Origin of the sequence: Aeromonas sp. 84A, assembly GCF_051919345.1 — a bacterium.
Taxonomy (GTDB): domain Bacteria; phylum Pseudomonadota; class Gammaproteobacteria; order Enterobacterales; family Aeromonadaceae; genus Aeromonas; species Aeromonas veronii.
In genome coordinates this window covers 761,870-776,973 of sequence record NZ_JBQBEW010000001.1, presented here as the reverse complement: position 1 = coordinate 776,973, position 15,104 = coordinate 761,870, and the positions used below count along the sequence as shown (strand labels likewise).

Sequence of the window (15,104 nt, the reverse complement as noted above, 5' to 3'; positions counted from 1 at the left end):
GTCAAAGCGCGGCTGCACGGCGGCATCAATACATACAGGTACAAGGCTGCCCGGTGTCACCGCTGCAACCTTGCTCATCAATCTTTACCACGCAGCCCGGTTGCGAGCTGTTTGCACTCATCTGCAACCCGCTCGGCCGCATCGGTGATGGCGACGCGGCGAGCCGCTTTCGCCATGTTAAACAGGGTCTCCCGGCGACCAGCCAGCCAGGTCAGGCGCGCCGCCAGTGACGCGGTATTCAGCTCGGACTGGGGCAGAAACTCGGCCGCACCGCCGTCGACCAGGGTCAGGGCGTTACGGGTCTGGTGATCATCCACCGCATGGGGCAGCGGCACAAAAATGGCGGCCACACCGGCGGCAGCCACTTCGGAAACGGTCAGGGCACCGGCACGGCAGACCACCAGGTCGGCCCAGGCATAGGCGCTGGCCATATCCTTGATAAATTCGCTCACCTCGGCATTGATGCCGTGCTGGGCATAGGCAGCAGAGACGGCCTCAGCATTGCCCTTGCCACACTGGTGACGCACTTCAATGGGCACACCGGACGCCGCCACCGCAGCAGGTACCTGCTCGTTGAGCACCCGCGCCCCCAGACTGCCACCCACGATCAGCAGATGCAGTGGCTCATCCCCGCTGCGCAGTTGCGGATCCGGCAGGGCGACCACTTCGGGACGCACCGGATTGCCCACCACGGCGGTACGGCGGCTCGGCGCGAAGGCGCCCGGAAATGCCATCAACACCCGCCTGGCGATACGGGCCAGCAGCTTGTTGGTCATGCCGGCAGCGGCATTCTGCTCATGGAGCAGCAGCGGGATGCCGGAGAACCAGGCCGCCACGCCACCCGGGCCGGAAGCAAAACCGCCCATGCCGAGCACCACATCAGGACGAACGGTCTTGAGTACCTGACGCGCCTGCAGGATCGATTTGACGATGCGATAGGGCGCAACCAGCAGTCGCTTGATGCCGTTGCCACGCACCCCCTGAATATCGATGAAGGAGATGGGATAACCGTGGGCGGGCACCAGCTCCGCCTCCATCCGGTCGGCAGTGCCGAGCCAGTGGACAGTCCAGCCCTGGGCCTTCAGGCGATCGGCCACGGCCAGACCGGGGAACACATGCCCACCGGTACCACCTGCCATCACCAACAGAGTCTTGCTCACTAAACCTCCCGCACGCGCGCCTGGGCTGTCGCCTGACGCAACTCAAAATCGATTCGAATCAACATGCTCACCGCCACCGACATGATGATGAGACTGGAACCACCGTAACTGACCAGCGGCAGGGTCAAGCCCTTGGTTGGCATCATGCCGCTGGCCGCGCCGACGTTGACGAAGGTCTGGAAGCTGAACCAGATGCCGATGCCGATGGCCAGATAACCGTCATAGAGCCGCTCTGCCACCAGCGCGCGATGCCCCAGCTTGAGCGCCTTGACCGCCAGCGCAAAAATCAGGAACAGGGCGCCCAGCACCCCGACGTAACCCAGCTCTTCACCGAGGATCGCAAACACGAAGTCGGTGTGCGCTTCCGGCAGGTACTCCATCTTCTGGATGGAGTTGCCAAGCCCTTCGCCAAACCAGCTGCCACGACCAAATGCCATCAGCGACTGGGTCAACTGGTAGCCGCTGCCGAACGGATCGGCCCAGGGGTCCATAAAGGAGGTCACCCGCCGCATCCGGTAGGGCTCGACGATGATCAGCATCACCACCGAGCCGAGGCCCGCGCCGATCAGGGTCAAAAACTGTCCCAGTCGGGCACCGGCCAGAAACAGCATGCCGAACGAGGTAACGAACATCACCACGGTGGAACCCAGGTCAGGCTGCAACAGCAGCAAGACCGCCAGTACCCCGAACACCGCCAGCGGTTTCAGGAAGCCGATCCAGGCTTCACGCACTTCGCTCTGGCGCCGCACCAGATAACCGGCCAGATAGACAAACAGCGCCAGCTTGCCAAACTCGGCAGGCTGCAGGTTGAAGGGGCCAAGCGGCAACCAGCGCACCGCACCGTTGACGTTGCGACCCACCAGCAGCACCAGTACCAGCATCAAGATCGCCAGCAGTAACATGGGGCCGTTGTGCTGTTGCCAGCGCGCCATCGGCACCTGCAACACAAACCAGGAGATACCGAGCGCCATCACCAGAAACAGGGCGTGACGTTTCACAAACATGAAGGGGTCATCCCCCAGCGCAATCCCTTCGGGGATCGACGCCGAGGCCACGATGACCACCCCGACCGCCATCAGGGAGAGCGCCAGCAGTACCAGCTGCCGATCGTAGAGACCGGCAGGACGCGCCGGTAACAACCAGCGCTGGAACAGACCTGCTGCTGCGCGAAGGGCGTTCATAGTGCCAGCACCATCTCGGTGAAACGATCGCCGCGCACCTCGAACGACTTGAACTGATCGAGGCTGGCACAGGCTGGCGCCAGCAGCACCCAGTCACCGGGCTTGGCATCGGCCGCCGCTTTGGCAACCGCAGCGGCCAGGTCAGCCACCCGTTCGGTCTGCTCGCCCAGAGCCAGCAGCACCTCGGCATCCTGACCGAAGCAGTACATGTGATCGATCTGGTTGCCCAGCAGCGCCTGGATAGGGCCAAAATCCTGCCCCTTGCCCTGACCACCGGCCAGCAGCAGCAGGCGCCCCTTGACCGACTCGCGCACACCGGCAACGGCAGCCAGCGTGGCTCCCACATTGGTGGCCTTGGAGTCGTTGATCCAGCGCACCCCGTTCACCTCGCGCACGAAGCGGGCACGATGGGGCAAGCCCTCGAAACGACGCAGCACGGTAAGCTGAGCAGCACGGGGAATACCGACCGCATCACACAGCGCCATGGCCGCCAGGGCATTGGCCTGATTGTGGGCGCCAACGATCTTCATCTCGTCTACCGCCAGCAGCGGTTCACCGTGCAACGTCAACCAGTAGCGGTCATCCAGCAGGCAACGGCCATAGCCATTGCAGTCGAGACCAAAGCTCTGCCACACCTGGCCCACATCGGGCAGGGTCTGGGCATCATCACGATTGACCAGAATGTGTTTGGAGTGCTGATGGATCTCCATCTTGGCGGCGCGATAGTCGGCCATGCCCTGATAGCGATCCATGTGATCTTCGGAGAGGTTCAGCACCACGGAGGCGGCAGCACGCAAACTGTGAGTTGTTTCCAGCTGGAAGCTGGAGAGCTCCAGCACACAGAGATCCATCGGCTGCTTGAGCAGCTCCAGCGCAGGCGTGCCGATATTGCCGCCCACACCGACATTGAGGCCGGCTTCGGCAATCATCTCGCCCACCAGGGTAGTGACGGTGCTCTTGCCGTTCGAGCCGGTGATGGCGATGACCGGGGTCTGGGTCTCGCGCACAAACAGCTCGATATCACCGACGATCTGCACGCCACACTCGGCAGCCGCTTTCAGTTCGGGGGTCGCCAGCGCGATACCCGGGCTCGCGACAATCATGTGCGCCTGCTTGAGCAGCGCCTCGTCGAGCCCGTGGATCAGCTCCACCTCCGGCGGCAGTTGATCCTTGCCGGGCGGGTTGGAGCGGGTATCCATCACCAGTGGCGTCACGCCACGGCCGAGGAAGTAATCGACACAGGAGAGTCCGGTTTTGCCCAATCCGATGATGATGACCATGGCCTTACCTCACCTTCAGGGTGGCAAGACCCAGCAGTACCAGCACGAGGGTGATGATCCAGAAGCGCACGATGACGCGCGGCTCCGGCCAGCCCTTCTTCTCGTAGTGGTGATGGATCGGCGCCATGCGGAAGATCCGCACGCCGCGCAGTTTGTATGAACCCACCTGCAGGATCACCGAGACGGTCTCCATCACGAAGACTCCGCCCATGATCACCAGCAGGAACTCCTGACGGACCAGCACGGCGATGGTGCCGAGCGCGCCGCCCAGTGCCAGGGAACCAACATCCCCCATGAAGACCTGCGCCGGATAGGTGTTGAACCAGAGGAAACCCAGACCCGCCCCGACGATAGCGGTACAGACAATCACCAGCTCGGAGGTATAGGGCACGTAGGGAATGTGCAGGTAGTTGGCAAAGTTGACGTTACCGGTAGCCCAGGCGATCAGGGCAAAGCCCCCCGCCACCATCACGGTCGGCATGATGGCCAGGCCGTCGAGACCGTCGGTCAGGTTGACCGCATTGGAAGTGCCGACGATGACAAAGTAGGTCAGCACGATAAACATCAGGCCAAGCTGCGGCATCACATCCTTGAGGAAAGGCACCACCAGCTGGGTCTGCCCATCATGGGTTGCAGTCGCATAGAGGAACACAGCCACCGCCAGCGCTACCGCGGATTGCCAGAAATACTTCCAGCGTGCGATCAGGCCGTCGGTATTCTTGCGCACCACCTTGAGGTAGTCGTCGGCAAAGCCGATGGCACCATAGGCCCCCAGCACAAACAGCACCAGCCAGACATAGGGGTTGTCGAGGCGACACCAGAGCAACACGGAAGTGAAGATGGCGGCAATGATCATCAGCCCCCCCATGGTCGGGGTACCCCGCTTGCTGAGGTGAGACTCGGGCCCATCGTTGCGGATCACCTGACCGAACTTCAGGATCTGCAGGCGACGGATCAGGCGTGGCCCCATCCAGAGCGCGACACCCAGACCGGTAATGATCGACAGGATGGCGCGAAACGTCAGGTAGGAGAAGACGTTGAAGAAGGTGAAGTGCGGGGTGAGCAGTTCAGCCAGCCAGACTAACATGCAGCTGACTCCTGATGGTCGACGACCATCTTGACGATATCTTCCATGCGGGAGCCACGGGCCCCCTTGACCAGAATCGAAATTTCCTGATGTGTATTTATCATTTGCGCAAGCACTTCAAACAACGACGCCTTGTTATCGAAATGTCGGCCCGCCGCGGCATCTGCGGTGTGGCGACTCTCTTCCCCCACTGTCAGCACGGCATCCAGACCACGCTCGCGGGCATGACGGCCAACCCGGGCGTGTTGCTCGGCAGACTCCTCACCCAGTTCCCGCATATCACCAAACACCAGCACCTTGAAGCCGCCCATGGCGGTCAGGGCATCGATGCCCGCCAGCACGGATTCCACGCTGGCATTGTAGGTATCATCCACCAGGGTCAGACCGCCCCAGCGCTGCACGCAGAAGCGCCCCTTGACCGGTGCCATCTGCTCCAGCCCCGCCTTGACACAGGCGAGAGATGCGCCGAGTGCCAGACAGCCCGCGGCGGCGGCCAACGCATTGGCCACGTTGTGGCGACCCGGGATCGCCAGAGTCAGGCTCAGCTCCCCTTGCGGGGTCACCATCACGAACTCGGCACAACCCTGAGTGTTGAGAACTACATCGCGAGCATGGAACGGCTGGCTCTGATCGTCGATGGAGAAGGCGCACTGAATGCCGCGTTCCCGCCACTTCGGCCAGAATTCGTTGTCGGCATTGACGATGGCGGTGCCACCCTCGCTCAAGCCCTCAAAGATTTCACTCTTGGCGTGGAACACCCCTTCCAGCGAGCCGAAGCCCTCCAGATGGGCCGCCGCCACGTTGTTGATGATGGCGGCATCGGGTTTGGCCAGCGAGGTAGTCCAGGCGATCTCGCCCGGATGGTTGGCACCCAGCTCCATCACCGCAAACTTGTGCTGCGGTTCGAGGCGCAGCAGGGTGAGCGGCACGCCCACCTCGTTGTTGAAGTTGCCAGCGGTGGCCAGCACTTCCCCTTCGTTGCGCAGGATGGCGGTTGCCATCTCCTTCACCGTGGTCTTGCCGCAGCTGCCGGTAATGGCCAGCACTTTCGGGTTGATGCGCTCGCGCACCAGTTTGCCGAGACGGCCCAGCCCCTTCAGACTGTCGGTCACCACCAGCTGGGGGATGGCCAGCGGCAGCTCACGCTCGACCAGCAGGGCAGAGGCCCCTGCCTGAACGGCCTGTTCGCAAAAATCGTGGGCATCGAAGCGCTCGCCGCGCAGAGCAACGAATAGGGCACCCGCGCCCAGAGTGCGAGTGTCTGTACTGACGACGGTGATCTCGCCGTCGTCACCAATCAGACGGGCATCGAGTACCTGAGCCAGCTCGGCAAGCCTGAGGGTCATCATTTGAATGACTCCAATAATGTGTGCAAGGCGGCCGCGACGGTTTCCCGGTCGCTGTAGTGCCGCTTGTCGGTTCCAATGATCTGATAATCCTCGTGGCCTTTGCCGGCCACCAGAATGATGTCATGTTTGCTCGCCTGACGGATAGCCAGGTTGATCGCCTTGACCCGATCGTGCTCGACCTGCACAGCAGCAGGATCGCGAAGACCCGCCACCATGTCGGCCATGATCCGGGCCGGCTCCTCGGTACGGGGATTGTCGTCGGTCAGGATCACGCGATCCGCATACTGCTCGGCCATGGCGGCCATCATGGGGCGCTTGCCACGATCGCGGTCGCCACCACAACCGACCAGACACCAGAGCTGCCCTGTGCAGTGCACCCGCAGGGCCTGCAATGCCTTCTCCAGCGCATCCGGGGTGTGGGCGTAATCGACCACCGCCAGCGGCGTATCACCACCGCCAAAGCACTCCATGCGGCCGGTCACCGGCTGCAATTGAGGGGCTGTAGCAAGCAGTTCGTTGAAGTCGTAACCGAGCGCCAGCATCACGCCCATCGCGGCCAGCACATTGCTGACGTTGAAGCGCCCGAGCAAGGGGGCGGATAATACACCATTCCCCCAGCTGGAGTTAATCTGCGCACGAAAACCTTGCTGGTGAAAATCGAGCTGCTGCGCCGTTAATTGACGGCCAGAATGGTGTTCAATCGGGCCATCCACACTGAACGCCACCGCTGCTGGATATTTTTCGAGCCACTTGGCACCCAACTCGTCATCGAGGTTGATCACAGCATTCGACTCATCGACCAGTTGCAGCAACTGCTCTTTGGCTGCGCCATAGGCTTCCATGGTGCCGTGATAATCGAGGTGATCCCGGCTCAGGTTGGTGAAAACCGCGGCGGCAAAGGGCAGTGCGGCAACACGATGCTGCACCAGACCATGGCTGGAGACCTCCATCGCCACCAGGTCCGCCCCCTGCGCTTGCAGCGCAGCCAGATTGGCTTGCACCTGCACGGCGCTGCCGGTGGTATTTTCCGCTTCAATCAGGTTGCCGAACAGGCCGTTGCCGATGGTGCCCATCACACCCGCCTTGCCCCCCAGCAGGGTGCGCCAGTTGGCGACCAGCAGTGCCGTAGTGCTCTTGCCGTTGGTGCCGGTGATCCCGACCAGATCCAATTTTTGGGCTGGCTGATCGTAGAAATAGCCCGCAAGAGCAGAGAGGTGAGCGGGCAGATCCCGCATCCCGATACAGGGAACCGGAGTCGATGGTGGGATAAATTCACCATCCTCCTCAAACACAACAGCGGTCGCTCCCTGAGCCACCGCCTGTTCGATAAACCGTCTGCCATCCACCTGATGACCACGAATGGCCACGAAGAGCGAGCCGGGGCCAGCCCGCCGACTATCCAGCTGGATATCAGTCAGGGTGAGCGCCGGCGCCAGGATACCGAAGGGGCGCAGTAATGCATCAAGTGCGCGGGACAAGAGAAGCCTCCGTACGGGCAAGTTTGGTGGGCACCGCTGGCGGCACCGCATCGGGACGAATATTGAAGAGCTGCAGCACCCCGCCCATGGCCTCTGCAAACGGTGGGGTCGCCACGGCGCCGCCATAATAGGCGCTGCCTTTTGGCTCGTTGATCACCACCACCATGACGAAACGGGGATCACTGGCGGGTGCGAAACCGGCAAACCAGGCCATGTAATCCTTGCCATAGCCACCGGCGACGGCGACCTTGGCGGTACCACTCTTGCCACCGACCCGATAGCCCGGGATCTTGGCTTTTGGAATGGCGTTGTCGACCACATACTCCAGCGCCTGCAACATGGCAGCGGCGTTGTTGTGATCAATAACCTGCTCACCCTTGGGCGGCGTAGTCACCTTGACGATGGAGAGCGGCACCCGTTTGCCCTTGTTGGCCAGGGTGGCGTAGGCGGAAGCCAGCTGTAGCGGGGTAACCCGCAGGCCATAACCGAACGAGAGGGTCGCCCGCTCGATATCGGACCAGCGACGACGCTGGGGCAGCATGCCGCTGCTCTCGCCCATCAGCCCGCTGCCGGTATCCATGCCGAAACCGAACATGCTGAGGGTATTGATCATCTCTTGCGCCGGCATCCGCAGCGCAATGCGCGACATACCGATGTTGGAGGAGTAACGCAGGATATCGTAGAGGTTGGTCGCCTTGTGGATACTGACGTCCTTGATCTGCTTGGCACCGATAAAGAGCGGACCACCGGGAATGAAATCCTTCCAGCTGGTGACACCTGCCTGCAAGGCGCTGAGCAAAATCAATGGCTTGACGGTCGAACCCGGCTCGTAGGTATCGGTCACCACCCGGTTGCGTACCCGGAAGCTCTGATACTGGCCGCGGTTGTTCGGGTTATAGGAGGGGGTGTTGACCATGGCGAGTACTTCACCGGTCTTGATATCCAGCATCACCATGGAGCCGGAGGTCGCCTTGTTCTCGTCGGTTGCCCGCTTGAGGGCTCGGTAGGCCAGAGCCTGCACCCGCTGATCGATACTGAGCTGCAGATCGTTGGCGTTCTTGCCCTCTTTAACGATGCCAAGCCGCTCGATGACGCGGCCCTGCCGATCCTTGCGCACCCGCATTTCGCCGGGTGTCGCCGTCAGCCACTCGTTGTAGCTGCGCTCAATCCCTTCAATACCGCTGCCATCGATGTTGGTCACCCCCACCAGATGAGCGCTGATCTCGCCGGTCGGATAGAAGCGGCGCGCTTCGGGGCGCAGGTAGACGCCACCCAGCTTGAGCCCCTTGATATATTCCGCCACCGCAGGAGTAACCTGACGCTGCAGATAGACGAAGCGCTTGCTGGGGTTGGCGATGCGGTGTTTGAGGGTATTGATGTCGAGCTTGAGCACGGCGGAGAGCGCCAGCCAGGCTCGCTCATTATTGATGGCACCGGATTCATGCACCGTCTTGGGATCGGCCCAGACCGCCTCGACCGGCACAGAAACCGCCAGCTGCTCGCCGTTGCGATCGGTGATCATGCCGCGCACCGCTTGGGTAGAGGTGGTACGCAGGGAACGCATGTCCCCTTCCTGACGCAGGCGATCCGGATTGATCACCTGGATCCAGGCCAGACGCAGGATCAGACCCACAAACGCGATGCCGATAAACACCGCAAGCGTGCGAAAGCGCCACGGATAGATCGATGGCGCTTTGACATTCGCTTTGGCAGCTTTGGCTGTAGCCTTGCGTTTCATGGTTGGGTAATTACCTTCTCGGTGGTCACCAGCGGACGACCCATCTGCAACTTGTCCATCGCCAGACTCGCCACCCGGGAGTGTTCAGCCAGGGTGCCCTGTTCCAGCAACAGGTGGCGCCATTCGATATTGAGGCGATCCTCTTCCGCCATCAGATCGTTCTGCTTGGCCGTCAGACCACGGGTCATGTTGGTCACCAGGATCACGGCAAACGCGGTCACCAGCACGGCGACCGACAGAAAAATCTGCAGCTTGTGCCGCCAGAGATCGGCAACGATCTCCTTGGCCAGATGAACACGCACTTCGCTCATCGCTTACTCCGCCAGCCGTTCGGCAACCCGCAGCACCGAGCTGCGTGACCGGCTGTTTTCAGATACTTCATGATCAGAAGGCTTGAGTGCCTTGCCGACCGACTTCAATTTGCGACCGCCAGCCAGCTGGGCCTCGGTCAACGGAATGCCGTAAGGCACTTCCGGCCCCTTCTCGTGCTTGCGGATGAAATGCTTTACCAATCGGTCTTCCAACGAATGGAAGCTGATAACCGACAAACGGCCATTTGGTGCCAGCACCTCCAGCGCACCGTTGAGTGCGGTTTCGATCTCGTCCAGCTCGCTGTTGATATAGATGCGAATGGCCTGGAAACTGCGGGTTGCCGCATGCTTGCCCTTCTCCTTGCTCGGATTGACCCGGGCAATCATCTCCGCCAGTTGACGGGTGCGCACATAAGGCTCGGTCACACGGTCATGCACGATGGCGCGGGCTATCTTCTTGGCAAAACGCTCCTCACCGAAGGTCTTCAGCACCCAGGCGATGTCATCCACATCGGCCTTGGCCAGCCACTCGGCGGCGCTCTGACCGGAGGTGGGATCCATCCGCATATCGAGCGGACCATCTTTCATAAAGCTGAACCCGCGCTCGGCATCATCCAGCTGGGGTGAAGAGACCCCCAGATCCAGCAGGAAGCCATCCACCTTGCCCAGCAAACCGCGCTCATCCAGATAGGAGGCGATGCCAGAGAAGGGGCCGTGCACGATTTCGAAACGGGGATCCTGGATCTTGGCCGCTTCGGCGATCGCCTGGGGATCGCGGTCGATGGCGATCAGGCGGCCATTGGGGCCAAGGTGCTGCAGGATCAGACGAGAATGACCACCACGGCCAAAAGTACCGTCGACGTAGACACCGTCCGGCTTGATGGCCAGACCTTCAACGGCTTCGTGCAGCAGCACTGTGATGTGTTCAGCGGCTTGGGTCATTTATAAAGAGAAATCCTGTAGTCGTGGTGAGCTTGCCCAATCGTCCCCGGGCAGACCCAAGATGTCGTCATTGACCTGTTGTTGCCAGCGGGCTTCATCCCACAGCTCAAACTTGTTGAGCTGGCCCACCAGCATGATTTTCTTGTCCAGCCCCGCATGGTTGCGCAGTGGCTGACTGAGCAGCAGACGGCCATTGCCATCCAGCTCGCATTCGGTTGCATGTCCCAGCAGCAGGCGCTGCAAACGGCGCTCTTGCGGATTCATGCTGGAGAGAGTCTTGAGCTTGCGCTCGACCTCTTCCCATTCATTCAGGGGATAAAGCAGCAGACAGGGATGGGCAATATCGATGGTGCAGACCAGCTGGCCGTCGCTTTCATCGCGCAGCCAATCACGAAATTTGGTCGGAATTGCCAGCCGCCCTTTACTGTCCAGGCTGATGGCATGAGCGCCACGCAACAAATTGCAGTCCTTGAAGGTGAGTGAGCAGGCAGATTGCCCCTCTAAAAACCACTTTGATCCACTTTTCCCCACCTTGAAGTTTAAGGACGTGCAGGGGGCTTTTCAAGCAAGGAGATGGGACAGAGGGAACATATTGACGCAGCAATTGCATACCGCGGATTGAGTGGGTTGATTTTCCACAAGTTATTTGGCGTTAAACTCTGGTGATTAATTGAAATAAGTGAATGAACTGAGAACATACACAATATGTGGGTGCGAACAACCATCCTCGGTTCTATCACCATCTATCGCTGCCATCGTGCCAAATACAAAACTATTCGATTGATTTAAAACATATAATTTCATTCAAAATGACAAGGTCGAAAATATCCTGCCAACGAAGCCATATTTTCTCATGCATAAAAAAGAGCCCCGCGATAAATCGCGGGGCTCTTCGGAATGAGGTCGGAGTCGGCCTGTAAGCCGGGTTCTGTACCGGGTTGCCCCGGGTAGCAATCATTCCTCTAGGCCAGCAATCGCTCGCTGGCTCAAGCAACCTACCCGCCCCCAACGCGGGCCGCGCCAATAGGGGCCTATTTGGTCTTGCTTCGGGTGGAGTTTACCGTGCCACGAACTGTTGCCAGTCGCGCGGTGCGCTCTTACCGCACCCTTTCACCCTTACCTGATCCCTTGCGGGCCATCGGCGGTCTGCTCTCTGTTGCACTGGTCGTAGGCTCGCGCCCCCCAGGCGTTACCTGGCACCCTGCCCTGTGAAGCCCGGACTTTCCTCCCCTCCGCCCGTCTGTCCCGAGGGACACAACGACGAAGCAGCGATTGCCCAGCCAACTCCGAGGCGCGGATTATAGCCTTGCGATACGCACGGGGTAAACCGGCAATTCCCGTTTACAGCCATTTATCGCGCTTTGGCCCCCGTTTACATGCTGAATGCTCGCCGGTTCGGGGGATTGCATAGGTCAGAAAACAGCCTTACGGCCTATTAACCGGCTCAATAGTGCTCGAGGCCGTATTTGTAGAGGGCATTCTTCTTCACGCCGTGGATCTCGGCGGTCAGGGCGGCCGCTTTTTTCAGTGGCAGTTCTGCCACCAGCAGTCCCAAAGTGCGGATCGCCTCGGCCGGCAGCTCCTCTTCCTCTTTGGAGGCGCCAGCCACGACCAGCACGATCTCGCCGCGGCAGCGGTTGTCATCTTCACCAAGCCAGACCAGCATTTCGGAGGCTGGCAGACCGTGGATCGACTCAAAGGTCTTGGTCAGCTCGCGACACACCACCACCTGACGCTCACCGAGAATGCGAGCAATCGCTTCCACTGTATCCTGCACACGGCGCGGAGATTCGTAAAACACCAGCGAACGGGTATCTTCGATAACGGCTTGCAGGCGATCGTCACGTCCCTTGCTCTTGGCGGGCAGGAAGCCTTCAAAAGCAAAGCGATCAGTGGGCAGACCGGCCGCACTCAGGGCGGTAATGGCAGCACAGGGACCGGGCAGCGGCACCACCTTGACCCCAGCTTCACGACAGCGGGTGACCAAGTGATAACCGGGGTCGCTGATGAGCGGAGTGCCGGCATCGGAGACCAGCGCAACACTCTTGCCCTCTTTGATCCGGCCGATCAGCACATCGGCTTTCTGCTGCTCGTTGTGATCGTGCAGGGCGAAGGTCGGCACCGAGATTTGGTAGTGGTTGAGCAGGATACCGGTATGACGGGTATCTTCGGCGGCCACCAGATCGACACTGCGTAAAATGTCCAATGCACGCTGGGTGATGTCCGCCAGATTGCCGATCGGAGTGGGGACTATATACAGGGTTGGGATGTCACTCATGGGATCTCCGAGTGCCCCGACAATTGTGTCGCCATATTGGCCCGTTTACACTATGGGGAACTTCAACACTGGTCGGGGAATGAACTTGAACCGGGTTACAAAGCAGCTAAGTGTATCACGACTCTTCGGCATCATACTCGCGGCAGTACTGCTCGCCGCCTGTGCGTCGGAGCCCAATCAACCGTCAGGGCAGTCAGGCATGCCCTCAGCATTCTCCAATCTGACCAAGAATGCCCAGTGGTATCTTGAGCAGGTGGACCCCGCCAAGCCGGCCGAGGCCTTTACCTGGCAGATGCTGGCGGCACGCAGCTATCTGGCGCTGGGCCAGGCCAAACCGGCCTCGGCACTGTTCCAGCAATTGCAGAAGCAGGCCAAGGATCCCGTTCAGAAGGCGCAGTTGCAACTGCTGCAAGCCCATCTGTTGCTGGCGCAAGGCCATGCCAATCAGGCGCTGATCCTGCTGGAAGGCAAACCCGAGGTGGTGCTGGATGCCGATACCCAGAAGGATTGGTATCGCCAGCGCGTGGTGCTGCAGCTCGACATCAACAACAAATTTGGCGCGGCCAAGTCGTTGATTGCACTGGAGCCCTACCTCAATCAGAGCGAGCAGGCGACCAACCATCAGCAGATCTGGTCGTTGCTGAAAAGCATGACCCCCTCCACCCTGCAAGCGCTGGAAGAGGCTCCGGCCCCTGATGTGACCACCGGCTGGCTACGACTGGCGGCACTGGTCAACGAGTTTGCGCCCAGCCGAACTTGCTGGCCCGCCAACTGGCAGGCTGGAAGCGCGACTTCCCCAACCATCCAGCCCAGAAGGATATGCCGGCAGGATTGGGCGATCTGGCGGCCACTGCCAGCACCTCGGTGCAACAGATCGCCGTGCTGCTGCCCCTCTCCGGCAATCTGGAGCCGCAGGGTGCCGCCATCCGTAACGGTATGCTGATGTCTTATAAGGAAAATCAGGGGCAATTCACTCTGAACTTCTACGACACCCAGAGCAAGTCGACCGGCGAGCTTTACAAGCAGGCGATTCAGGAAGGGGCGGACATGATCATCGGCCCGCTGCTGAAAGACCGGGTCGAGGAGCTGCTCAAGGCCAATCCGACCGTGCCGGTACTGGCGCTCAACGAGCTGGACAAGCCGGTCGTCAACGACACCACCTACTACTTCTCCCTATCTGCCGCCGCAGATGCCGCCCAGGCAGCCCAGTACCTTTACACCCAAGGCTACCGCAAACCGCTGCTGATCGCCGCCCAGGGACGGATCGGTTACAGCAGTATCAAGGCGTTCGAGCAGAGCTGGGCCACCCTGAGCCAGGACAAGCCGGTCGTCGCCACCTTCGGTGCCCGCAACGAAGTGCAGGGGATGGTCAAGAATGCTCTGAGCGGCCGCTCTACCGCCCGTGCTGGTGAAGTGGTGCAACTCTCTGATGCCGCACCGCGCAGCATCGATGCCGTTTACGTGGTGGCCAACAGCCTGGAAACCCGGATGATCAAGCCCTACGTGGATGTCTCGGTCAATCCGATGGGCAGCCTGCCCATCTACACCAGCTCCCGTGGCTACGACAGCGCCGCAACCGAGGTCGCCTCCGAGCTCAACGGCATGCATATCGCCGATATGCCGCTGCTGCTGGGCGGCTACGAGAAACAGCGCGAGCAGATCGCCCTGCTCTGGCCGCAGACTCAGGGTGACCTGCTGCGTCTGTTTGCCATGGGCTACGATGCCGTCAGTCTGGCTGAGAACCTGCAGCAGATGCGCAAGGTGGGCGGCATGCAGCAGGCCGGCATGAGCGGTCAGCTGAGCGTGGATGCCCAGGGCAATATCGTACGTATGCTGAGCTGGGGTACTTACCAGAACGGCAAACTGGTCGACGAGAACGCCGTTCAGCAACTGGAGGAGCCCTCCAATGAAGGAACTATGGAAACGGATGCGCCAGCAGTTGCCGAGCCTGTTCCCCTCACCAACGAGCAAGGGACAGCACTTTGAACAAGTCGCTGAACGCTGGTTGCAGGCTCGGGGCCTGCAACCGGTAGCTCGCAACTACCGCTGTCGTGGCGGTGAAATTGATCTCATCATGCACCAGGGCCAGACCCTGGTGTTTGTTGAAGTGCGCTACCGGGCCACCGGCAGCCATGGTGGTGCCGCCAGCTCGGTCACCCGCAGCAAACAGCACAAGATCATGCTGGCAGCGCGCCACTATTTGAAGCAACATGCCATCAACGAGGCCAATCAGGCCTGCCGATTCGATGTGATTGCGTTCGAGGGCGACCAGCCAGCCTGGATCCAGAACGCATTTTAAG

At 60.6% G+C, this 15,104-nt stretch carries 12 protein-coding genes, 1 other RNA gene and 1 pseudogene; 2 read left to right on the top strand and 12 right to left on the bottom strand.

Features of this window, described 5'->3' with window-relative positions:
• Positions 1 to 77: 77 nt before the first annotated feature.
• The 12 genes from murG to rsmI form a co-directional block, all read right to left on the bottom strand.
• Positions 78 to 1,160 carry an undecaprenyldiphospho-muramoylpentapeptide beta-N-acetylglucosaminyltransferase gene (gene murG / locus ACTG20_RS03745; protein WP_064339255.1) on the bottom strand — a complete coding sequence of 361 codons (1,083 nt, stop codon included), beginning with the start codon at positions 1,158 to 1,160 and terminating at the stop codon, positions 78 to 80.
• Positions 1,160 to 2,341: a cell division protein FtsW gene (ftsW, locus tag ACTG20_RS03740; protein ID WP_005336154.1), complete on the bottom strand. Its 1,182-nt coding sequence runs from the start codon at positions 2,339 to 2,341 to the stop codon at positions 1,160 to 1,162. Before ftsW ends, murG begins: the two co-directional genes overlap by 1 nt.
• Positions 2,338 to 3,621: a UDP-N-acetylmuramoyl-L-alanine--D-glutamate ligase gene (gene murD, locus ACTG20_RS03735; RefSeq protein ID WP_164535946.1), complete on the bottom strand. Its 1,284-nt coding sequence runs from the start codon at positions 3,619 to 3,621 to the stop codon at positions 2,338 to 2,340. Before murD ends, ftsW begins: the two co-directional genes overlap by 4 nt.
• A 4-nt stretch (positions 3,622 to 3,625) precedes the next feature.
• Positions 3,626 to 4,708: a phospho-N-acetylmuramoyl-pentapeptide-transferase gene (gene mraY / locus ACTG20_RS03730; RefSeq protein ID WP_019444789.1), complete on the bottom strand. Its 1,083-nt coding sequence runs from the start codon at positions 4,706 to 4,708 to the stop codon at positions 3,626 to 3,628.
• Positions 4,702 to 6,057 (bottom strand): UDP-N-acetylmuramoyl-tripeptide--D-alanyl-D-alanine ligase, encoded by a 1,356-nt coding sequence (locus ACTG20_RS03725; protein ID WP_194495596.1) that lies wholly within the window; start codon positions 6,055 to 6,057, stop codon positions 4,702 to 4,704. The genes mraY and ACTG20_RS03725 overlap by 7 nt, the downstream gene beginning before the upstream one ends.
• Positions 6,054 to 7,586 (bottom strand): UDP-N-acetylmuramoyl-L-alanyl-D-glutamate--2,6-diaminopimelate ligase, encoded by a 1,533-nt coding sequence (gene murE / locus ACTG20_RS03720; protein ID WP_194495597.1) that lies wholly within the window; start codon positions 7,584 to 7,586, stop codon positions 6,054 to 6,056. The genes ACTG20_RS03725 and murE overlap by 4 nt, the downstream gene beginning before the upstream one ends.
• Positions 7,519 to 9,273 carry a peptidoglycan glycosyltransferase FtsI gene (locus ACTG20_RS03715; RefSeq protein ID WP_005336163.1) on the bottom strand — a complete coding sequence of 585 codons (1,755 nt, stop codon included), beginning with the start codon at positions 9,271 to 9,273 and terminating at the stop codon, positions 7,519 to 7,521. The genes murE and ACTG20_RS03715 overlap by 68 nt, the downstream gene beginning before the upstream one ends.
• On the bottom strand, positions 9,270 to 9,584 hold the full coding sequence (gene ftsL, locus ACTG20_RS03710) for a cell division protein FtsL (protein WP_005336166.1): 315 nt from the start codon (positions 9,582 to 9,584) through the stop codon (positions 9,270 to 9,272). Before ftsL ends, ACTG20_RS03715 begins: the two co-directional genes overlap by 4 nt.
• A 3-nt stretch (positions 9,585 to 9,587) precedes the next feature.
• Positions 9,588 to 10,526, bottom strand: coding sequence for a 16S rRNA (cytosine(1402)-N(4))-methyltransferase RsmH (rsmH, locus tag ACTG20_RS03705; protein ID WP_194495598.1), 939 nt, complete (start codon positions 10,524 to 10,526; stop codon positions 9,588 to 9,590).
• Complete coding sequence (gene mraZ, locus ACTG20_RS03700) at positions 10,527 to 10,985, bottom strand: division/cell wall cluster transcriptional repressor MraZ (RefSeq protein WP_013723406.1); 459 nt, start codon at positions 10,983 to 10,985, stop codon at positions 10,527 to 10,529.
• 442 nt (positions 10,986 to 11,427) lie between these two features.
• An RNA gene (gene rnpB, locus ACTG20_RS03695) (RNase P RNA component class A) lies at positions 11,428 to 11,814 on the bottom strand.
• Positions 11,815 to 11,970: 156 nt separating this feature from the next.
• Positions 11,971 to 12,804 (bottom strand): 16S rRNA (cytidine(1402)-2'-O)-methyltransferase, encoded by an 834-nt coding sequence (gene rsmI / locus ACTG20_RS03690; RefSeq protein WP_194495599.1) that lies wholly within the window; start codon positions 12,802 to 12,804, stop codon positions 11,971 to 11,973.
• On the opposite strand from rsmI, the pseudogene ACTG20_RS03685 reads away from it, so the two are divergent.
• Positions 12,725 to 14,790 (top strand): annotated as a pseudogene (locus ACTG20_RS03685) (penicillin-binding protein activator). The gene rsmI and the pseudogene ACTG20_RS03685 overlap by 80 nt on opposite strands.
• Positions 14,732 to 15,103 carry a YraN family protein gene (locus tag ACTG20_RS03680; RefSeq protein ID WP_005355127.1) on the top strand — a complete coding sequence of 124 codons (372 nt, stop codon included), beginning with the start codon at positions 14,732 to 14,734 and terminating at the stop codon, positions 15,101 to 15,103. Before ACTG20_RS03685 ends, ACTG20_RS03680 begins: the two are co-directional and overlap by 59 nt.
• Position 15,104 lies beyond the last annotated feature (1 nt).